This window comes from Candidatus Desulfosporosinus nitrosoreducens (assembly GCF_030954495.1).
Taxonomy (GTDB): Bacteria; Bacillota; Desulfitobacteriia; order Desulfitobacteriales; family Desulfitobacteriaceae; genus Desulfosporosinus; species Desulfosporosinus nitrosoreducens.
This window is the reverse complement of record NZ_JAVHUW010000046.1, coordinates 117,843-139,760: the sequence shown is the minus strand read 5'-3', so window position 1 is coordinate 139,760 and position 21,918 is coordinate 117,843. Positions and strand designations below refer to the sequence as shown.

The window sequence follows — 21,918 nt, the reverse complement described above, 5'->3', positions numbered from 1 at the left end:
TAATTAAGACTAAAAAACCCTGAAGATCCTTATATATCAAGAACTTCAGGGTTCCTATGGATGAAGTACCATTTTGTGATATAATTAACAACAGGGGATTCATTGAGCTTACTTAAAGCATTCCGATTTTAACTTCAGCTAGAAATATGGTATAATTTCCATATAAGTTAATAGTTGAGGTGCAGTTTTTGAGAAATATGGCGGTTCTGACTCTGAAGGAAGAAATCATTTTGCCCCCTCATTTTCATGCCACGTATGGGGAATTCGTGGGCGTTTTTAGCATTAAAACCCTTGAAATGCTTGAAGGGGATTTGCCCAATCGTGCAAAATCATTAGTTATGGAATGGGCTAAGTTATACCAATATGATTTAATGCAAATGTGGGAAACTCAAGAATTTAGAAAACTCAGTACTTTAGAGTAGGTGAAAGCAATGTTCCCACCAAAAGTTAAGGCGGTTGTTCCCACCGATGATTTTTGTTTAATTGTTACATTCAATAATGGAATCATTAAACAATATGATGTATTTAAACGCTTACATGAGCCGCGTTTTAGTTTATTAAGAAATAAGTCTGTTTTTAAAGATGTTAAAATCGAGTCGGGCGGATACGGTTTATATTGGGATTCTAAAGCTGATATCAGCGAACATGAGTTATGGAATGAATCCGTTGAAATTAATTGATTGTAAGTTCATTTGTCATTCACGCTTAACGCAATCCTTTCGCAGAATTAAGAAAGGATTGCGTTTTTTGGACGGTTTATTGATCGGCAGTCATTGCCACAACTGCCAGTCGGTCGTATGCAGAGTATCTTATAAAAATGGATCATAATTAAGTACGTTTTTAGGATTGTTTTTTAGAAGGTATGAGATTTTTTAACATTGAGTGCTGAGAGTAATAGTCTGTGCTTACTTCTTAGGGTATCGGTTATTTGATGGCTTCAAACGTTCTATTATATTTTGTCGCGTAATCTTTTGCTGTTGAAGGGTCATAACCTATAATCTTTGTTGTCGCTGGTAGTGTATATTGATCATCATATATAGTGGTTGTCGTCGAGTTAAATCTAATGCTATTTAAACCTGTGCAATTGAAAAATGCACTTTTGCCGATACTCGTGACTCCTTGCGGTATACTAATACTATTTAAACCCCAACAATCGGCAAAAGCCTGATAGCCGATACTCGTGATTCCCTGAGGAATAATGATATTCGTTAATCTGGAACAATCGGCAAAAGTCTGGTAGCCGATGCTGGTTATTCCCTGTGGTATGCTGATACTTGTTAAACCCGTGCAGTAATCAAAAGCTCCATTGCCGATCACTGTTACACTATCCGGAATGCTAATGCTAGCTAAGCCTGTACAATTGAAAAATGCACTGTCGCCGATGCTGGTAACTCCCTGCGGAATACTAATATTAGTTAAGCCTCTGCAAGCGTTAAAAGCATTGTCGCCAATACTGGTTACTCCGGTCGGTATAGTAATACTGGTTAAACCTGTGCAATTATAAAATGCATATTCACCGATAGATGACACTGGAATTCCACTTATCATACTTGGTATCTCAATATCTCCTCCTGGTCCAGTGTACCCGGTTATTGTTGCTTTTCCCCCGGTTATGGTACAGTTAAAATCTTGTGTATTAGAGGCTCCGGTTATGGGAGTTCCAGTTAATTGTGTTTCAATCAATCCTTGAACAGTAGTTGCACTAGCCGTTGGATTTTTCTTAAATAAAGCATCCACTTGTTCAATATTATAGCCTTTTCCGTTAACTTCATAAGAGTAATTATCTGTATGAGTTATAAGATCAAGGAATATGCTAGGGTGTAAGATTAATTGTATGACATTACCGATATTTGTTGATCCATTCCAAATATCACCCGTTGAAGCCAATACAGGTGTAGATACTGAAGTAAGCATGATTCCGATAATAGTTGCGGCAAGTAATCTCTTTGATTTAGTGCATAGTATTTTTTTCATATAGGTTTCCTCCTCTGAAAAATACTATAACACTAAATACACAATTTATCTGTCGAATATTATATTTTTAACAAATAAAACTGAAAATATTAAATTAACAGGTACCCATGAGCCGAGCTGCACACTTCTCGAAGAGAGCGATGACTTGCTGAAAAAAGGGAGTATCGCTAACTTCGAAAAGTGATTAGCGATACTAAGAGAAAACAAAACTATTTCTGAACATTGAGCAATTCGTCTATCTGTTCGCGAAAGCCATATCTGGATAAATATTCTACTAGGGCCGCCTCATATCCTTGTCTTTGGCTTAGACTATGTTTTTCGCATAATGTCATCATAAGATCAGAAAGACTGTCTGATAAAAAAATACTTTTAGTTTTTGCTTTGCCGGGAATATGATAAAACTGGATTTTAGTCTCATCGTTGATTGATTCTATAATTTTAATTAATTTATTACGGGATTGCCAGAGAAAATCTAAAAGTGATAGGTACTTGTCAATAGACACAGCTTCAGCTAATGAGTGTTTCAGAGAATCTTCGGCCAATTGTTTTTGAGGTATATCTTCTGCCTTTATGCTGTTGTCAGCGGAGCCTGGCTTCTCCGGTGGGGGATTGGCGTTAAAGTAATTTAAAGAAGAAGAAGACCAAACATAACCTCGGCGGCGCATGTAGGAGGCCATTTCCTTATGTCCGGAAAAACCTGTCTGTTTAGCGATTTCTTTGGCGTCAAGGATTCCGATGCTGAAAAGCCTCACGATCTCTTCAGGGCTGACATCTGTTGGCTTGGCATTAATGTCTGCAATGTTAGTGTTGCCTAACTCACCCGGGGGGTTCTCAACTGCAGCATTAGTATAAATATTTCTTTGACTGTCCCAAGTGAAACCGTGCCTCCTCATATAAATATCCAAACTCTTCCAAGTACTGTAGCCAAATTGATCAGCAATTTTCTCACGAGGTTGGCCTGCTTGTAATAGCTTAAGTATTTGATGAACGCGTTCCTTCTTTGAACAGGAATAATTTTGTTGAGACATGAATAAATCTCCTAACAATAATAAAGTCACTTAAAAGGTATTGACAGCTTCTGTCAGTTCATCAATGGTCGCATGGGTATAAATGCTTGTTGTTTTCAAGCTGGAGTGGCCTAAAAGCTTTTGGACACGTACGATATTGACGTTGTTTCGAACTAAGTGGCTGGCGAAGCTATGGCGAAGGATATGACAGGTAACTTTTTTGTTCCAGCCAAGCCTTGTTATGGCCTGTTTGAGTGTTTTATTAGCCATACTGGCGGAGAGCTGTCCGGAAACCTTGGTGGCAAAGAAATTAGAGCTGTCACATTTTGGCCTGATCTTAATAACATATTGCCGCAGTATAGGTAACAGTCGGTTACTAATTGGAACAATACGACTTTTATTACCCTTACCGTGTTTGACACGAATAACTTTAGCGGCAAGATCTACGTCTTTCAAGGTAAGATCCAATGCTTCCTTAATCCGCAAACCGGTCATGAACAGGGTATAAACGAGGACTTTCACTGCCTTGTTTGATATCACAGATACTAATTCTTCAAATTCTTGATCACTTAAAAAGGTTCTCTCAGTTTGTTGCACCTTGATAGAGTCAACACGTGCAGCTACATTGTTGCTTACTAATTCCTGGCGGGTGGCAAAATTATAAAATGAGCGTAGGATATAAACCATTCTGCTGCGGCGGGAGGCGTGGCTTCCTCTAATTTTGAGTACGTGCAGGAATTCCTCGATGTCTCCTACTGTAATTTCTTCGAGGTAAACCGGACCATTATATTGATTTTCATGATATTGAGTAAAATTTTCAAGTTCAATCATGTAAGCACGCAGCGTTTCAGAAGATCGTTCATTGATTATAAGATGCTTCTTAAATAAAAGTATAGCTTCTCTTAGTAACACAAACTGCAGCCCCCTCTGAAGATATTATTTCTTGGATTAATTTTTATAAACGTGGCAGGATCATATAAAATATGGTTAGCATGGAAAAATTTAAAGTGAATAGATAGTAGATATATGTAATATTTTGTAGTAATATGTATAAGTAAAGAAATTAGACTACGTAGAAGTGTATACACTGTTTTAGTAACTATAAAGCGTATTTTAATTTTAAAATATAGTTATAGACAAGCGGAATTAAAGTTTATGCAACATAACCCACTCTGTCGATTTGGTGATATCCTAAAGGCTCGCACACCAGAAAGGAGATCCAATCGCAGAGAGGGTTACAATAAATAGTTTACCCGGTTCTCTCGCACCGCTCCCTTGCTGCAGTATAACGGCAAAGTCGTTCTGATGGGCGAAGGCTGCAAACAAGACAAAGAATCAACTTCGTGCCCTGAAGCAGGCCGCTGACGGATCAGCTACTATGTAATTAAATTTAACAATTGTACGTTTTGTTTTGATGTAGTGAAAAATGGACCTCGGTACAACCGAGGTCCATTTTATGTCCTACGAAACTATTATTGAAGAGACTCAATTGCATACTTTTTATTTCTATATTATTGGATAGCAATATGTTTGGCCAAAAAGAAGCAAGTGTTAGGGAGTTGTAAAAGTCAGGGTAGTATCGGCACTGGCAGGTGCACCAGTAGTAGAGTTTGCAGCCACACGGACTAAGACTGTTTGGTCGCCGGTGAATGTAGGAGGCGTAGCTACATCGTAAGCTGTGTAAGTAGAACCATTGTCCGTCGAATATTCCATGGTGGCGTCAGCTCCGACTATAACATTAGCAGCATCATCGGCCGTAACTGAAGGCGCCGCGGGTGCTGCTACAGGTGAAACTATGAAGGATGCATAGTAAGCGGTTGATGTACCTTTACAGGATACACTGTAGACTATAGATTGTGGGCTAGTTGTAGCAGTTACCGTGGAAACGGATAATGTTACTATTTTTCCAGTTTGGTCGAGAGTAACATCTTTGGGAGTAACACTCAAGGCCCCCCCACCATTGATAGATTGGCTAATCATAAAGTCGCCGACCGCAGGAACGACGGTTATCGCGGTGTTTAGTGTTACTGTGATAGTTCCGTTAATAGCACTTACCCGGAATAATGAAAACCCTTAGGAATTCTAAGTGAAAACAAGAATAGCCCCCACGTAGTTTAATGTGGAAGGCTATTCTTCTGGTCGGCAGCTGTTGCCACAACTGCCGGTCGATAAATGCAGTGTATCCTATAAAGGTAGTGTCATTGACATGGTGCTAATCTGAGGAATAATTTAAGTATAGATCAAAAATTATCGAATTCTAACATAGAAATATCAATAAATAATGAAGACTTAATAAGAGCTTAGGAGTTATTTAGAGGTTTTGTTGCTTCCTGTGAAGAAGGTGGATAAACTCTTTTAAGAATAAGCTAGTACAGCCGAATCTTTCTCCCTCTTTCTCGGTATACCGGTCGGCAGTTGTGGCAACAGCTACCGCTCCCTAAACCATCCAGTGGGCGGTTATTTTTATATCTTAATAAAATCAAGAAATCATAAAATATTATAACATACAAAATTCAACAAAAAATATAATTGTTTGGTGTTATAGTAGTTTTCAGATAAATAGAAGGAGGAACACATATGAAAAAAATACTATTCACCAAATCAAAGAGATTACTTGCAACAATTGTTATGGGGATCATTGTTACTGCCATACCAACTCCTGTCCTGGCTTCGACAGGTGATATTTGGAAAGGATCAATAGATATCGGAAATGTTACACAATTATTATTACACCCCGACATTTTCCTCGATATGTTAGCTCACATGAGTAATTATTCTTATGAAGTCAATGGAAAGGGTTATGATATTGCACAAGCCAATGAGCTATTTAAAGCACATCCAAGGGATAATGTAAGTATTGTTGCAAATATGATTGAAACACAATTAATAGGGGCTCCTCTAACTGGAAATACCAGCAATGACAAGATTTTACCCATGCCATAATTGATGGTAAAGCCCAATTACGAAATACACCGGGGCTGGAGGAGATGTCACAATACCAAGCATTTAGGTGGAGTTCCTGTAACAGCATTGAGTTTGTTTTTTATGATTGTAAAGATTTAGCGAATAGCGACAGTAGTGTATAAAGAAAGGAACTTTCCGTTTCCTTCGCTACTTGGAGCTAAAAGGATCAATCCAGATCATATGAATCACTCATATCTTTATGGTGTTACAGAAAATGTAAAATTCATTCCCTGAGGGTCTGCAGAATCGCCTGTTACATAACTTATTGCGTTCGGTTGAATATTTACGGTGTAAACGACACCTTTTTGGAAAGAACTCGATCGTATCGTGAGCCCAGAACTATCTGCTTCAGAAAAGGAGATAGAATCCAATGATATTTGCTTACCCTGTGGATCAGTAATTGTGATCACATTGTTCCCAGAAAGCCGGATACCTTGGCTAAAAATGTATTCAAATCCTTGATTAAATACATGTAATCCTAGTGGGCTATTCGTATTTGTATTTGAAGAGTTGGAGTTACAAGTTTTCATCCATGTAAACCAGTCATCTTCCACTTGTTGAAATGGCACATTAAGTTCAGTCTGTATGGTACTTTGTAAATTCCGAGAATCCGCATACATAGCATAACAAATTTCACGAGCCTTATCAGGGCCATAATTTTCCCAGATATAAGTATATAGGCTCCCAAGTTGATCATAATGCGGAAACCACTGATCAGGTGTCATACGTTGAAATGCGTCGCCAATATAACTGCTCCAATCTATGTTTGAGTCATTTTGGGCTTGAAAAAGGTCACTAATGGATGAATAGTACTGTACTACCCCTGAAAATCCGACGTAATTAGGAGCAAACAACAGAGGTGTCAAGTGTCCTGAACACTCTTGATTATCCAAATCACAGTTTGTTTGTTTGATGATGTTGCCATTTGCAAAGGAAGTAACATTATGGTAAACCTTCATTAAATTATACGTTGCTGCATCATGATTAAATTCATGGGCGGGACAACCTATGATTTGATTGGCATCGGTAGATCCATTAGACATAACAACGCTGACACTATAATTTCCTGGACTCTGTATTCCACCACTTGTTGCATTCGTAGATTCGGGTGTGCGATGTGCCGTTGCCCAACCTTCCTGAGACGATGTGACAAGATACAATTTAATCTTTTGGTTAATAACTGGATTGTAGTTCCACCATTCATCCTCATCCCAAACTTGATCCAACATTGGAACAAGGCCAGGAATTGCTTGATCAAATGGTTGCTCCCAAAATAGTTCAAAATGAGCAGTATCATATTCAGACATCGTATGACCAACTTCCTGCACTTGTACCTGCTTTACTGCAGCGGAATTAAAGGAAGCAGGCTGGTCATTGACAGCTGATACATAGAATATTATCTGCTTAGCAATGGCCATAGAATCTTGAAGGGATTGTTGCTTAATTGTTTCAAATGTATCCGCTGCCGAATCTTCTGTAGAGTCACACATACGAATAAACGCATTGGGTATTTTTGTCACATCCATTTGGGCGTTATCAAAATTATACAACGATCCAAAAGTATCGGCATCCGAATCATGTACCTCTGAAGAATAGCAGGAATCAAGCTTGGTAGCAAATCTAGCGGCTGCATCTAATTGAGAATAACCAGCATTAACGGCGATATATTTTTGCTTTTCTGTACTACCCACGTCATATAAATTCACGTCGGCGACAATCTTGCCCACGTTACCTTGATGTTGCAGAAACCATTGAATACCAGAGCGGTCATAACATTCACTGCCGATGGCAGCCAAGAGAATGTTACATTGCGGTGGCGTCTTCAAACTGTGATAATAATAAGCAAGGCCGATGAGATCTCCAACACCTGCCGCATCAGCACTTGCTCCTGGGAAAACTGTCCCATCTGGGAGCGTACCATAACCGTCTAAATTAGCCTCGATCATAACCGTTTTGGTCGGGTCTTGACCAGGAATTAATCCAAGTACATTATAAGACGTTTGATTGGGTGTTCTAGTAATAGAAATATCTCCCTGAACTTGGGCATTAACAATTTGCGGTGTTTGACCAGATAGATTTATTCCGAGCAATTGAGCCGTTTCAGGTGAAATATAATCTGCAAGAGCTTGACTATAGTTGTAACGAAGTGGGCGTTCAAAACTCGTAATCGGATACATAATTCCTGAAATAATGAGTGCCCCAGCAGCTCCTTTATTCACAGCATAAACCACTCGATCCATGACCCCAGTGGGTGTGCCGGTCCCAGTCATGTCACCGGTAAATGCCACGAGCTTGCCGGTAACATCTACACCTGAGTAGTCGGAAGAGAAGCCATTACCCACATATACAAGCTGATTCCCTGAGATGGTTCCCGATTTTGACGTCCCATGTGGCTTAAAGTCCTTCATGACTTGCAATTTGTTTCCATTAATTGATAGAGTTGGTTCTGATGAAAACTGAGCCAAACCAGTTTGATATGCTTGTAAAAATGTATTTGAATCTCCGTCTGGGGTTAGCCCTAATTGTTGAAACGCATTTGCAACATATTGAGCTGCTTTTGTATAACCTTGGGTTCCTGGCTCACGTCCCAAATACTTTGGGTCTGATAGTTCCTTGACCGAAACATAGGCAACTTCACTGTCGCTAACATTAGCAAGCGAAGGGGTTGTTACCGTCACATTTGCAAGGGCTGGTATAGTTGAATTGTCAATTGTTCCAATAACTGTGAAGGCACCTGTTGTCACATACTTACTCTGATCTACATCCGCCCATTTTACTGGAACACTTTGAACTGAACCATCGCTCATTGTGGCACTTACTGTTGCTGGTAATATCGGAGCCGTTCCGACTGATGTTGACACGCTAACCGTTTCTACAGAAGCGACATTTATAGTTTCAGCTTGGCTAACTGTATAGGTATTACCATCTGAAGTTGTAATAATTATCACATTATTAGCTGTAACATTCGTAATATTTACGATTCCTGAGGACACACTATAATCTGTTCCTTCAATTTTCTTCGTACTATCCACGGTGAGATTTGTTACAGTTTGCGTTTTATCTGGCAATTTAACACTACAATAAGGCACTCCAAGTGCCGTAGAATAAGTTGCAGACAAAGTTTTTGCCGTAACTAAAGGTATACCTGTTAATTGTGATTCAATCAAGCCTTGTACGGTAACTACACTAGCCGTTGGATTTGCTATAAATAGAGCATTTGTTTTAGCAATATCATAGCCTTTTCCATTAACTTCATAAGAATAGTTACTCATGTTCGTTAAGAGATCAAGGAACATGCTTGGGTGTAATATTAATTGTGTAACATTACCTATATCTGTTGAACTCTTCCAAATATCGCCATTTGAAGCTAGCGCAGGCATAGTAAATGTAGTAAAGAGCGTACAAGTTAATGCTAATGTTAATAATAATTTATTAAGTTTGGATTTTACTTTTATCATAAAAGCTCTTCTCCTCCTTTATAAAAAGTGTCAACAGGATTATCGGCTAGTTTATTAAAAATCTTTTCGGTATGTATGCTTTTCGGGCTGCGATGGCTTAACAACGATTAATCTTCTTGAAAGCATAACATATATTGGTGGCATTTTTGAAGGCAATATGGGCTTAAGTAGCGTAAGATTTGAATCGGCGGCAACTAAGCTTCTGTATGATAATGAATATTCAATTTCGGTCCAAGCAAATTATAGGATATGACCCATTTACCGCAAAAGATTATGCTACGAAATATAATAGAACGTTCAAAGCTATAAATAACTAATGCCTTGCAACTTTCCTATTTATTCACAATGAATAGTAGACCCACTATGTGCAACAGTAAAAATCAAAACCAGGTAGTATTTAAGGCGTTTATCTAAGCTTACCCACTCGATCGGCAGTTGCGGCAACAGCTGCCGATCATTAAACTGTTTAATAGGCCTTCATTCAGACGTATATATCGCTGGCCCCGCCCAAGCTACATTGAGAAACCGGCTCATCGTTAATCAACTGTGCTATTCAAGGAATATTGATAAATTTTGGCTAAAATCTTTGGACCTTAGATTATGGATTTGGAAATATCATCCTAGATCTGTATAATTACTGTATGATATTATAGTTTAAAGAATAAAAAGAAAGGGGAATAAGGATATATGATAAAAAGAAAATCGAAAATCTTTAAAGTTTTATCTACCTTAACATTAACAGGTGTGCTATTTACTACACTAGTTACGCCTGCCTTAGCTTCGAATGGCGATCTTTGGAAGGGTTCGATTAATATGGGTAACGTTACACAATTAATACTAAACCCGAGCATGTTCCTTGATCTATTAGCTCACATGAGTAGTTATTCCTATGAGGTTAATGGAAATGGGTATGATATTCTGAAATCAGATGCTCTATTTAAGGCAAATTCAACGGCTAGCGCAGCTACTGTTCAAGGGATGATTGAATCCCAATTAACCGGCACACCCTTAACACCTGAAGTTGATAGTGTAACTGCTGTTGGTGGCAAGCTTGATTTGACTAATACTTTCTAATCCAAGGTTATGATCGAAGCTTTCGCCATTATTCCTACATAAATGAAGTTGAAAAAGGATAACTAAACTAATTTTTGAGTTATCTTAAACAAATCTCACGCTTTCAAAAGCGTGAGATTTGTTTGTTATTTAATGCAATTAATAAGAATCATTAATTTACAATGTAGGTTTGGCTTTGCAAACTTTTGCCGTTGCTGTCGTAAGCAGATATCGTGACCTTGCTTCCTTGTTTCAGAGCGGTCATTCCCAGTGTATAGGTGTTATTGCCCTGATAGAGCATATAGGTTTGGTTGATTTTTACACTATACACTTCGGGGCTGGTGGTTACGGTAAGGCTTGTGATTAAACTGGAATAGCTATCAGATACAGAAGTGATCTCGCTATTCGGCACGGTTACTATAAAGGGGATTGCTAAGGGTTGGGTGAGATGAAGTTTTCCATTGACAAAGGTAATATTTCCGGTGATAAAGATCCAGTATCTGTTTCCCGCAATAAAAGCGGCTGACGGTTTGATTTGGACAGAGGTTCCACTAGTGGTCAGGGTAGTGTTTACCACCTTGTTATTATCATCTGTTATATAGAGGTTAGTGTTGTTTAGGGAATTACTGTCTGCCGGCATGTTAAATTTCACGGTCCAGACTTTATGAGTGTCCGTTGTGGTCTGCAGGGTCCAAATATTATAACCGGACGGGATAGTAGCTGCTTGGACAGGTACTGCCCATAACAATAAAGAAAACAAAATAAATAAGGTTGAAAAAAGTTTCTTTAACATCGCAATCACCTCCATTTGTTTTAAAGGGTTTCTACTGTCAGATCAGCTGGTATATAGTAATTCAAAATATTGGAGAGCAATTGATTGCCCGTCATCAGCGTATAGATGCTGTAGGTACCGCTAAGGTCTGTGGATGGACCGAAGGTATATTTTTTGGAGCCGCTGACTTTGATGACGATATCTGTTTGCAGTGTATTATTGCTGCTGTCCCGCACATTGATGGTTACCTCAGAGGATGATTGCGAAGTTGATGAGGAACTCGTCGTATCATTCACTGTGGAAAACCCCACATTAAATTTTTTCCCGTTCCCTGAAGGGACAGAAGTGCTGCTTGTATAAGGAGCTCCAGTAGCTCCGCCAACGGTGACATTGATAGAGGCTACACTGTTATCCGTATAGAAATCAAGCGAAGTCACCGTGGTATTGCCTAGAGAAGCCTGATTACATACTATAGTGCTGATATATTTCACCGGTACTTTTAAGTAGATATTATCCAGAGGTATGGTATTAATAGCGGTGGCAAAGCTGCCATTGTCCAGTAAAGCCTGCAAGGAACCTTGATTGGTTAAAGAGGGTAAATCAATTTCAAGCTGCCCTGTAGCATTAACGTCGGAGGAAGCTGATGTCAGCGTACTCTTAGGAATAGTTAGAGTTACTTTCTGGGTATTCACAGGATTATACCCGGTCACTGCCGGGAGAGTAATCGTTAGCGTGTCGTTAGTAGCAGAAGTTGTGCCTAGAGAAAATGTAGCACTGGGGTTGGCCTTTGTTAATGCAGTCTGAACTAATGTCCAGTTTTTACTGTCATTATTGTTAGGATCTAGCTTAAAACCGTTGACCAGGGCCTTAATTTTCGTACTGTTATTAGGCAAACTGGAATCCCAGGTTCCGCCGGTTAGAGTGATTATTACTTTTTTCCCTCCAGTCACCACATCGGAAATCTTCATAGACATGGCGCCAGATAAAGCGGCTGATGTTGATGTGGCGGTTTGATCTCCAATTTGAATTGTCGGTGAAGCAGTTAGTGTTTTGCTGATAGTTTCGTTGATTAGTTTAGCGGAGACAGAAGGGAGAATCTGCCATGTCATCTGGGCTATTCCACTCGGAACGTAATTGGCAATTGCAGGCAGTTTAATTGTAAGTATGTTTTTGCCGCTTAGAGTAATGTTAGCCGGCGTGATAGAGCTTTTGATCGGAGTCCAGTTCGCGCTAGTCGTAAAACAGTTCAGCAGATCATCCAACCTGGCCGGTGAAGTCACATCCGAGGTCCAGGTGGCATTATTTAATGTGATAACGATGGTTTTGCCTCCGGCTATTACAGATTTGCTATCCAGCGGCGTAGTTACAGCAGTGCCGCTTAAGGAGGCTGTGACAGCTTTGATTGTGAAAGTACCGGCATCAATCGTTTGCGATTGTGGCAAAGTTGAGGTGCAAGTAGCTGGTATGGTCACGCGAATCGTTTGATCAGAAGTCAAGGCGTAAGCCGGTACGGGCGGTAAGTTGATAGTGAGCACCGTATCGCTCGTTCTGACCACGTTCGAGGAATTCAGTGCACCCTGTACCGCATTCCAAGCGGTAGTATTTGCGGAATTAGTAGTATCAGTGTTTTCAATGCCGTTGATCAATGCAGTTAGCTTAGAAGAATTGCTCACAACATCTGGAACCCAGGCATCCTTTGCCAGGGTAATAACCAGTTGCTTGGCCCCTATAACAATATCCGACTCAGTTGCTGTGGTGGCAGTTCCGGAAAGGGCGGCCGATTGATTGGCAACCGGCGAAATGGCAAAAGAGGGGGCCGCCGAGTCATTATCAAAAGCACTGGGGCTTGGGGCAGTGGTAAGGTTCTGCAAATCGGTCAGGTTTGCTGAAGATGTTGCCGGGGCTATTGTAATGGAACTGGAAATATTAAATCCGAGAATCGGAGGAAGTGTAATCGTTACTGTTTTGCTGTCTGTTAATGCATACGTTGCCTGAGCCTTAATGGTAGGGATTATGCTTGCCCATGTGCCTGCGGAATCAGTGGAGGGTGTCAGTAGGTCACCAATTAATTTTTCTCTTTTTTGGAGAGCGGTTGTCACATCTGAATTCCACGTGGCGTTGTACAACGTAGCCACGATGGTCTTACCGCCGTTGACGACATCTAAGGAGTTGACCCCTTGGGTTAGCGTACCGGAAACAGAAACCGAAGGGTTAGCCGTTATGGTAAACGATAATGTATTGGAAATAGAGTAATTATTGGTAAGAACTGTGGAAGGTACAGTCACGGTTACCTGTTGGTCTGACAATATACTGTAGCCTGTGGTTGGCGGTGGTATTGTAATGGTCAGTGTACTGTTTGAATTGGATAAAGCAAAAGGAGAGGGAGAGGCATTTAAAATCGCCGTTTTCAAATTGTTCCAGGCCGCTGTATCGGTAGAAACTGAAAAACCATTCAATAAAGCTGTTTGTTTTGCAGTATCATTCAAAATAGTCTGGTCCCAGGTATTGTCACTCAGTGTCATTGTTAATGTCGTTGAAGAACCGCTTTTAACCCCTGATTCTGTCAAAATAGAAGGAGTTGTATTCAAACTGATGGTATTGCTGTCTGAACTAATAGAAAATGAGGGGTTACTAATATTTTCCAAAATTGAACCGAGATTTAGCAAGGTCCCATCAAGTTGATGTAGGGTGAAAGTCTGAAGTGATGAGATATTATAACCAGGTACTGGAGGGAGAGTAATAGTCACGATAGTGTAGCTGCTGTCGGAATTCTGAGTTTCCTTGATCACTGTACTCGGATTAGGGGCCGCTACCAAGGCGTTATAGATATCCGAATTAGCTCCAAATACATCCGCAAAAAGTGCAGTGCGTTCAGTTGCATCTGTTGCGACCGCCGGGTCCCATTGGCAGTTGAGCAGAGTAATTGTTAATTGCTTGCCCCCGGCAACAATATCCGATTCGGTGGCACCGCTGGTTAATGAACCGGAGAGAGTCGCCTGAGGATCAGCCGTGATAGTAAAGGACTGTGGGGCAGGAACATTCGACGAGTCCTGCAACAGGGCAGCCGGAGGGGTAAATGTCACCGTTTGGTTGGCAAGAATGTCGTATGTAGCTGAAGTCGGGATGGTTATTTCCAATGTATAGTTTGTTGAAACATCTGTAATTTTAAAACTGGTTGCGGCATTTAACAAATTCGTCCATGCGTTTGAATCTGTAGCCGCTGCGAAACCGCTTTTTAAGGTGGGCAGGTATACCTGGGCTATGTTTCCACCTTCATCTTCATCAATAATACTTGAAGCCCAAGTGTTATTGGTTAAAGTCAGATCAATTGTGATTGGATTAGACCTAATATAACTTTCAGTCAATGGATCTGGGGCGGTGATGATAGACAAGGTGGCCGCAGACCCAGCCGCCCAGGCCGCAGCTGGGAAAAGTGAGATCAGCATGATTATGCTTAACAAGCTGGCTAGCCATTTTTTTCGTGTCAGATGAAAAATCCGACGTGTATTTGTTTTAAACATCAACATTATCTCTCCTCTCATTAATAAGCAGCAATAATTCGTCCCTCTGTGAGGTTAACATGCGCTGCAAACGAATTGTCCTCTTTTTAGCACTATTTTTTATATCGGTAAATTTTGGCGAAAACTTTAGATTGATGACAAATAAAAAGACATAGACTAAAGTGATATCCCTTGGGGTTTTAACCGATGAGCAAGCTGCGCAAATGCAATTGGCCATCAGGGCTCATTCTGATCCCGGAATTCTGGTTTCAAAATTTAGTACCTATATTGTTGCAAGCAAAAAGGGAATAACCCGCGAAGTTCAATCATTCAAGCCCGAATACTCAATTAATGATGGAACTAATATTAAAACGCAAATCCGAATTTACTTAATATAGTAAAATAATAAAATAAATCAGATTAATCTAAATAATATAAAGGATTTCGAATACTAAATGTAGAATATCTTAAAAAATTCCTCAAGGTTAACGTCTATCGGCATTAACCCACGGTCAGGAAATTGATAGCCTTTCTTCAAGGCTGTTCCTAATCTTCGTGTGAATCCCCGACATTCAATGAATGAATATTCAGTCTGAAATGCCGGGATTTTCTTAAGCCGCTTATTAGGTTCAAAGTTTAGGCAAAAACTTGATCAAGGAGGTGGTGGAGGCTAAGAACGACGTCCATAACTAGAGAAATAAATAACAAAATGGAGAGGAGAAATTACTACATGGGAAAAATGAAAAAAGCTATGGCTTCGTTAGCAATTGCAGTGATAACTTTATCCATAATCCCCTTTCAGGTTTTTGCTGACGATACGGCGCCGACGCGTTTAGCGGGTGCTACCGCTGCTCAAACGGCGGCGGCGATTGCCGATCAAACCGGTTATTCGGGTGTGGCAATTCTGGCCTCATCAACATCCTATGGTATGGTGGATGCTCTGACGGCCGGTCCGCTGGCGGTTTATTTGAAAGCTCCCATTCTGCTGACGGGAGCCGGAGAGACCCTTGACGCCGACACTAAAGCCGAACTTAGCAAACTTAAAGTTACAACCGTCTATGTAACGAGCGGAACCTTTGTTATCAGTCAGGCAGTTCTTGATGAACTGACGGGCATGGGTATCACAGTTGTTCCCCTCGGCGGTATGGACAGCGCTGAAACCGCCGTTAACATCGCTAAAAAGATGAGCGGCGTAACAAAAGTTGCCGTGGTCAACGGAATTCCCGATGCTCTTTCCATTGCGGCCATCGCTTCCGCTGCTAACGAGCCTATTCTTTTAACCGATAAAGATTCCCTTCCGGCCAGTGTTTCCGCTTATTTGGCGGCTAACCCGGGTATTACCGCTTCCGATGTTATCGGCGGAACAGGTGTCATCAGCGACGCGGTTAAAGGTCAGCTTCCAAATGCAACCCGCCATGCCGGAATGACCTCTTATGATACTAACAATCAAGTTATCCAGGACTTTGCTTCCCAATTGCAGTTCAGCAAGGTATTTGTGGCCAACGGCGAAACCGGGATTGACGCTCTGGCCGGAGCACCTCTGGCAGCTCAAACCAAATCGCCGATCGTTCTCACGAACGGAACAATTCCGGCGGCGGCTTCCTTTGTACGGGGCAAACTCGCCGGCGGTGCCGTAGTAACAGCTCTCGGCGGTGCAGCCGTTGTTCCTGAAGCAGTTCGTACGGGTGTTCAAATCGGCCAGGTTAATCCGTCTAACGGCCCCCTGGCAGTGACTTCCGTAACCGCAGTTGCAGCGGACAGCTTTAAAGTTGTCTTTAACCGTGCGCCTGCCGATACCTCCAAAGTTACCTTCGATGTAGAGAACTTTTCCACACCCATGACTGTGACCGCTACCTGGGACTCCGGCAATACTGAAGCTACCCTGCAAAATTCGGCGAACTTCCCTCAAGGAACTTATACCGTTGCTGTTAAAGATGACACAACAGATCTGGGAAAAACCTCAGTCACTGTTGATCAGCAGAAGATTGCCGCCATTAACATTACGGCTACCAAATTAGGGGTTGTTACGAATTCTAAAGACAATAGTCAGACAGGTTATGCAACTTATCAAGTATTAGACCAATACGGAAATGACATCACAACCAGCGGGCTGGCCAACAGCTTAAGCTTTCAAAGCGGTGTGGGCAGCGTTGATGCTAAGGACGGCCTGCTTACATTAGACTCAAATGTTCAGAACCTTATGCAATTCTCTACTGTAGTCATTACCGGTTATGACTCGACCTCCGGGGTGTCAACGAGCGCTACTTTGACAACCTCTACCCAAATCGGTACCTTAAGCGATTTCCAATTTGGCCAGTTGACCAACGCTGATGATAAAGAATTAACTGACGGAGATTCCAGCGTGTTCTATGCGAGTTACACCGCTAAAGACATCAGCGGTAACCTAACAACCGATTATCACTTGATTTTGGGCGGTTTGATTTTACATTCCGACGCTAACGGCAACGACAATCTCTTAAGCACTTCCAATTCTTATGTCACCGCTTCCGTTGAAGAAGATCCCAGCGATTCTACGAAAGCAGTCATTAAAGTAATTGTCAATAATACGTCGGGTGACTCGATTTCAGTGGATATGCCGACGGTTATTACCGCTATGACCTGGACGGGAACAACCTCTACCCTTAATACGACCTTAAATAAAGCCTCAAAACTGGATTCATTCCGTTTAATGGCCCCCTCCTATAATATCGCTTCCGGAGAATCCAAGGTAATTCCCTTTGCGGCTTACGATCAGAACGGAACCCAATTAACGAAATACAGCGATCTGCAAGAAAGTGTCAGCGGCTTGATTCTGACCAACTGTATTCTTCAGGAAAATGCCGATGGGACAGCGAGCATCCTGAACAAACCTTTTGCCAACAACAGCACCCAGAGTGTGGCCGAGACCTTAAGCGCCTCTACTTCCACAGGTAAGTTCAGCAACCTGACCATAAATATTCAGAAACCTGCGCAGGCTGATACTTTAGTTTTAAACCCCAGTGTTTTGTTAACGAACATGCAGAATGGCGCCAATCAATTCATCGACTTCGGTATCAACTATGGGGGGCTCGCCGTTAAAGATCAGTATGACAGGGTGTTTGATATGATCGGGAAAGCTACGGAACCGGATCTCTATGTCGCTGGTGCTTTGGCTGCTCCGGCCTATGACTATGAGGTACTGGCAACAACGGCTGACAGTTCCGAGCTTTCTCTCACCGGAACGGATATTTTCGGCAATGCAGTGGGTGATCCCGCCGCGTCCGGAGCCAAAGGCATTTGCATTCAAGCGGCGGCGGCAAATGCCGGTAATCCGACGGGAGCGGGCAGCGGAACGGTGGTATTCAATCTGGTTAATGCACGCGATGGCCATGCAGGGACCGCGACAGATCCCCATGTGGTCATTGATTCAAAGTCAATAACGATTTCTGTGCTGGCGGACAAAGACATTAAAGACTATGCGATAGCTCCGGTCCCCAATCCCCTCTATGCGGTTAACGATAATACGGCCATTTCGGAATTAGATAAAGATTATGCGGCCAATCCCTATGTTTACGGCACAACGTCAAGCGGCGCCAAAGTAAAATTAAAAGGTAATCCGGTCGTTGGGGTATCCGTTGATTCTAAAGATTTCAGCGTTGTAGATAGCGCTACCTCGGCACCGATTGCCTATGATAAAGTAAAGGTCGTCGCCAACAAACTGGCGGATAATGTCACAGAATCAAGTACAACCCTATCCGTTAGCCTTCAAGGTGCCGACGGCTTAATTCACAGTCTCACGACACCGCTTAAATCGTCCTCGGCAACTCGTGCGTCAATGGCTATTGTTATTGGGGTGGGCACTTATCTGCCGGGCAACTCTCTGAATGAAACCGGAGATGTCGCCACAATTGCTCAGAACTGGCTCGCAGCCGGTAAGATTTTGGCACGCTTTGATAAAGACGGAGCGGTGGGGACATATGGTCCGACAGGTAACGGCTATGATCCCACGCCGAACTTGAATATCATTGGCCGCGCCGGTCTATATTTCTTGGCGGTAGATCAATACGGCTCCAAGGGAATGCCTTTAGCTAAAATTATTTTAGACTCGGCTGTCGATGCTAATGGCAATCCCAGTCAATTCAGAATGGACCCCGACGGTACGATTACGAATGATCCTAACGTCGGAGATGTCCTTAAGCTTACCGGGGTTACCACCAGTGGCCTGGTTAAATCAATAGAAATTCACGTTGCAGCGACAGATCCCACGTATCTGTCAATATACACGGATACTGCCCGCTAAGTAGGCCTGTTAAAATAGTAGGATAGTTGAGCAGCTTCGCCCTGCGTTCACGGAACGCAGGGCAATTTTTTGTAAAGCTATTACCATTAATTTTAAAAAAAGGAAAAGAGGGAAAAAAGGAACAACGTAGAAATTAAAGGGGAGAAGATTACAAGAGAGGGGTGTCTATTTCAGACATGGACTATGGAAACATTAAAGCCCGCCGGGCTGGATGGCACTATAATATGTCGTTGTTGCTGATTCTTTCTGTCTGCATTCTTCAGATGGCCTTTGTTCCTGCCGCTATGGCCTCGCCTGTGACCCATCGTATCGCCGGCTATACCCAGTACGATACTTCTTCCGCTATCGCCGAAGAAGGCTGGACACAGTCTGATTACGCCGTTTTAGCCTATGGCGAAAACTTTCCCGATGCCTTGGCCGCGACTCCGTTAGCTAAGAAGTACAATGCTCCGATCTTGCTTACGCAGGCTCAAAGCCTGCCCTCCGTAACGCAGCAAACCTTAGAGGATCTTAAGGTCAAAAGCGTCTTTATCGTGGGCGGGACCGCTGTGGTTTCTGCCAACGTGGAAAACCAGGTTCAAGACCTGGGGATCACGGTAACGCGTTTGGCCGGGAATGACATGTATGATACCGCCATTGAAATTGCCAAACAGCTGGGAAATGTGCAAGAAATCGCCGTGGTGAGCGGGGACGGTTATGCCGACGCTTTATCAATCGCCCCAATCGCCGCTCAAAAAAATGCGCCGCTTATCATAGTACCTCAAAATTACCTGACGGACAGCATCAAGGGTTATCTGACGGACCATCAGATTTCTCATACCTATTTAATTGGCGGCACCGATCAAATTGCTGAGTCCGTCTCCGCTCAATTTCCCGGTGTGGAACGGATAACCGGCAGTGATAAGTACGCTCGCAATCTTGCCGTGTTGAATCGCTTTGACAGCAGCTTCAACTTTGGCAAAGTATTTATGGCGACCGGAAATGGTTTTGCGGACGCCCTTGCCGGAGGAGCTTACGCCGCTACTCTGAATGCTCCGGTTTTGCTTGTCCCTGCTGATTACAGTCAAAGCACCGGTGCCTATTTAAACTCTAAGAGCAGTCAAATCGGGCAATTGGATATTCTGGGCGGAGAGGCTGTCATGCCCTCGGCACTCGTTCAAAACTACGCCAATTCGGCACCGGCTGCGACGCCTTCTTCAGCTTATAGTGCCAGCGAAATTGCTAAAAAGCTCAGCCCTTCAATTGTTTATATCGCGGCCAGTGATTCCAATGGGGTGCCTCTTGCCGGCGGCAGCGGATATATTGTTGATTCCGGCGGCAAGGTTGTTACGAACTATCAGCTGATTAAGGACGCTTACTCGGCCAAAGTTACCACAAAGGATGGAAAGACCTACGATGTCAGCAAAGTTTTAGCCTATGATCCCTATCAGGACATAGCCCTGTTAAAAATAGACGCTGCGGGATTGCCGTCCGTTACCCTGGGTGATTCTGATAAGATTAGCACAGGCGATAAAGTTTATGCCCTGGGAAATACCTCCGGAACGGATGATACTATGAGTGACGGGATTGTCAGCACCAAATCAGAGTTAGTTAATGAAGCGTCCTTTATTCAAATTTCTGCTCCGATCTCTAAAGGAACGAGCGGCGGGGTGCTCGTCAATGAACAAGCTGAAGTTATAGGAACAACAACGGCCAATGTGACGGATGGTCAGAATTTATATTTGGCAATACCGGCTAATTCCTTGAAGTCCCTGTTAACCCAGGATATCAATAAAACTTTGGCGCAGCTGCCGCATAACAGTTCTGCCGCACCTGTAAAGACGGACCTGACTGACGATGACTTTGCAGATTCAGACAATTACCTGAATTCTTCCTATAATTTAAAGAACCTCAAGGGGTCTTATAGTGTCATGACTATTGACAACAAAAGTGTCCGCTTTGTTTGGCAGGTTAATGATTATCAGTCCGGAACGGCTGATCTTAGTATTCATGGCTACATGGACCCGAAGGATTATGCCAATTGGGTTGCTCTGCTTAAAGCCAATAAAAAAGGAAGTATCATGGCCTATTTTGTGCAGATCAATAATGATATTGCTCAAAATTATCCGGGTAAAAGCTTTGCGGGAAGTGTTGTCTATCAGGACTATTACCCCTATTACGCGTCTCCGCAATTTCCGGAGAATGAAGTCACCTTCGCCGGCGGAGGAAAATGGCTGGTAAATCATGTCGTCGCCTCTTTTTACGATCTTCATACGCAGAATATTTCCGATCCCGAGGTTAATGTACCGGACTTAAATGACAGTATTCCGGGCAGTACAAACTAGCTGATTTTTACTTAAGGTCAGTCAGGAAAGTGCAAGCCGCTGTTTTGCAAGTAATGACTCCGGTGGTATAATAGCACTGGTCATAGTTGCTTGAGGTTGGACATTTTAATCTAAAGGAAGTGATTACTTGTATAGACGAATTGCGCCGAGACGGGTTACCCTGGGATTGATATTTTTAGTAGTGGCTTTAACGCTCGCGGGTTGTGGTACTTCGACAAGTAAAACCCCACAAGGTGCTAATAATTCCCAACAGAGCACCGGTAATTCCTCAGAAGCTAAGAGTGAATATTTGAAACCTGTTCCTCAAGGGACTGCCTTAGTCACCGCCAATAACAACGTAACCAAACAACTGATGGCTCAGAAGGATGTCCTGGGTACGCAGATCTCCGAAGAAAAAGGAATTGTCTATGGGAAGATTACCTTTAAAACCGGAGTCGATAAGACCTATGCCCATGAATTGGCTAATGAGCTTTTAACTCAGTTGAAGGTTAATTACCCCAAACGCCTGATTACCACGCAAGTCATTGTGGATGGTAAGGTTACCGATTCCATTCCTTTTAAGCCGTGAAATTAACGATCTGAATTGT

14 protein-coding genes are annotated in these 21,918 nt (G+C 42.3%); 7 read left to right on the top strand and 7 right to left on the bottom strand.

Features of this window, described 5'->3' with window-relative positions; all coding sequences use genetic code 11:
• The first annotated feature begins 197 nt into the window (after positions 1-197).
• Positions 198-422 carry a DUF4160 domain-containing protein gene (locus REC12_RS09945; protein ID WP_308894033.1) on the top strand — a complete coding sequence of 75 codons (225 nt, stop codon included), beginning with the start codon at positions 198-200 and terminating at the stop codon, positions 420-422.
• A 9-nt stretch (positions 423-431) separates the two neighbouring features.
• Positions 432-680: a DUF2442 domain-containing protein gene (locus REC12_RS09940; RefSeq protein ID WP_308894020.1), complete on the top strand. Its 249-nt coding sequence runs from the start codon at positions 432-434 to the stop codon at positions 678-680.
• A 244-nt stretch (positions 681-924) separates the two neighbouring features.
• Here REC12_RS09940 and REC12_RS09935 read toward each other — a convergent pair whose 3' ends face one another.
• The 4 genes from REC12_RS09935 to REC12_RS09920 all read right to left on the bottom strand — a co-directional run bounded on the left by REC12_RS09935 (position 925) and on the right by REC12_RS09920 (position 4,961).
• Positions 925-1,974, bottom strand: a complete 1,050-nt coding sequence (locus tag REC12_RS09935; protein WP_308894018.1) for a leucine-rich repeat domain-containing protein — start codon at positions 1,972-1,974, stop codon at positions 925-927.
• Positions 1,975-2,183: 209 nt separating this feature from the next.
• Entirely contained in the window at positions 2,184-3,002 is an 819-nt protein-coding gene (locus REC12_RS09930; RefSeq protein ID WP_308894016.1) for a hypothetical protein, read from the bottom strand.
• A gap of 30 nt (positions 3,003-3,032) precedes the next feature.
• Positions 3,033-3,893, bottom strand: coding sequence for a tyrosine-type recombinase/integrase (locus tag REC12_RS09925; RefSeq protein ID WP_308894014.1), 861 nt, complete (start codon positions 3,891-3,893; stop codon positions 3,033-3,035).
• A 639-nt stretch (positions 3,894-4,532) separates the two neighbouring features.
• On the bottom strand, positions 4,533-4,961 hold the full coding sequence (locus REC12_RS09920; protein WP_308894012.1) for a DUF4073 domain-containing protein: 429 nt from the start codon (positions 4,959-4,961) through the stop codon (positions 4,533-4,535).
• Between the two features lie 597 nt (positions 4,962-5,558).
• On the opposite strand from REC12_RS09920, the gene REC12_RS09915 reads away from it, so the two are divergent.
• A complete protein-coding gene (locus REC12_RS09915; RefSeq protein WP_308894011.1) occupies positions 5,559-5,924 on the top strand; it encodes a hypothetical protein in 366 nt (121 codons plus the stop codon).
• 218 nt (positions 5,925-6,142) lie between these two features.
• Here REC12_RS09915 and REC12_RS09910 read toward each other — a convergent pair whose 3' ends face one another.
• Positions 6,143-9,403, bottom strand: a complete 3,261-nt coding sequence (locus tag REC12_RS09910; RefSeq protein WP_308894009.1) for an Ig-like domain-containing protein — start codon at positions 9,401-9,403, stop codon at positions 6,143-6,145.
• 687 nt (positions 9,404-10,090) lie between these two features.
• On the opposite strand from REC12_RS09910, the gene REC12_RS09905 reads away from it, so the two are divergent.
• Complete coding sequence (locus REC12_RS09905) at positions 10,091-10,477, top strand: hypothetical protein (protein ID WP_308894007.1); 387 nt, start codon at positions 10,091-10,093, stop codon at positions 10,475-10,477.
• A gap of 151 nt (positions 10,478-10,628) precedes the next feature.
• Here the strand turns inward: REC12_RS09905 and REC12_RS09900 are convergent, their stop codons facing one another.
• Together REC12_RS09900 and REC12_RS09895 are read right to left on the bottom strand one after the other, a co-directional pair.
• Positions 10,629-11,249: an Ig-like domain-containing protein gene (locus tag REC12_RS09900; protein ID WP_308894005.1), complete on the bottom strand. Its 621-nt coding sequence runs from the start codon at positions 11,247-11,249 to the stop codon at positions 10,629-10,631.
• A 20-nt stretch (positions 11,250-11,269) separates the two neighbouring features.
• Positions 11,270-14,749: a beta strand repeat-containing protein gene (locus tag REC12_RS09895; protein WP_308894003.1), complete on the bottom strand. Its 3,480-nt coding sequence runs from the start codon at positions 14,747-14,749 to the stop codon at positions 11,270-11,272.
• A gap of 709 nt (positions 14,750-15,458) precedes the next feature.
• On the opposite strand from REC12_RS09895, the gene REC12_RS09890 reads away from it, so the two are divergent.
• The 3 genes from REC12_RS09890 (at position 15,459) to REC12_RS09880 (ending at position 21,899) form a co-directional block, all read left to right on the top strand.
• On the top strand, positions 15,459-19,007 hold the full coding sequence (locus tag REC12_RS09890; RefSeq protein WP_308894001.1) for a cell wall-binding repeat-containing protein: 3,549 nt from the start codon (positions 15,459-15,461) through the stop codon (positions 19,005-19,007).
• Between the two features lie 176 nt (positions 19,008-19,183).
• Entirely contained in the window at positions 19,184-21,331 is a 2,148-nt protein-coding gene (locus REC12_RS09885) for a cell wall-binding repeat-containing protein (RefSeq protein WP_308893999.1), read from the top strand.
• A gap of 127 nt (positions 21,332-21,458) precedes the next feature.
• The gene (locus REC12_RS09880) at positions 21,459-21,899 is read left to right on the top strand and encodes a hypothetical protein (protein WP_308893997.1); all 441 of its coding nucleotides are present in this window, start codon (positions 21,459-21,461) and stop codon (positions 21,897-21,899) included.
• The last annotated feature ends 19 nt before the right edge of the window (positions 21,900-21,918 follow it).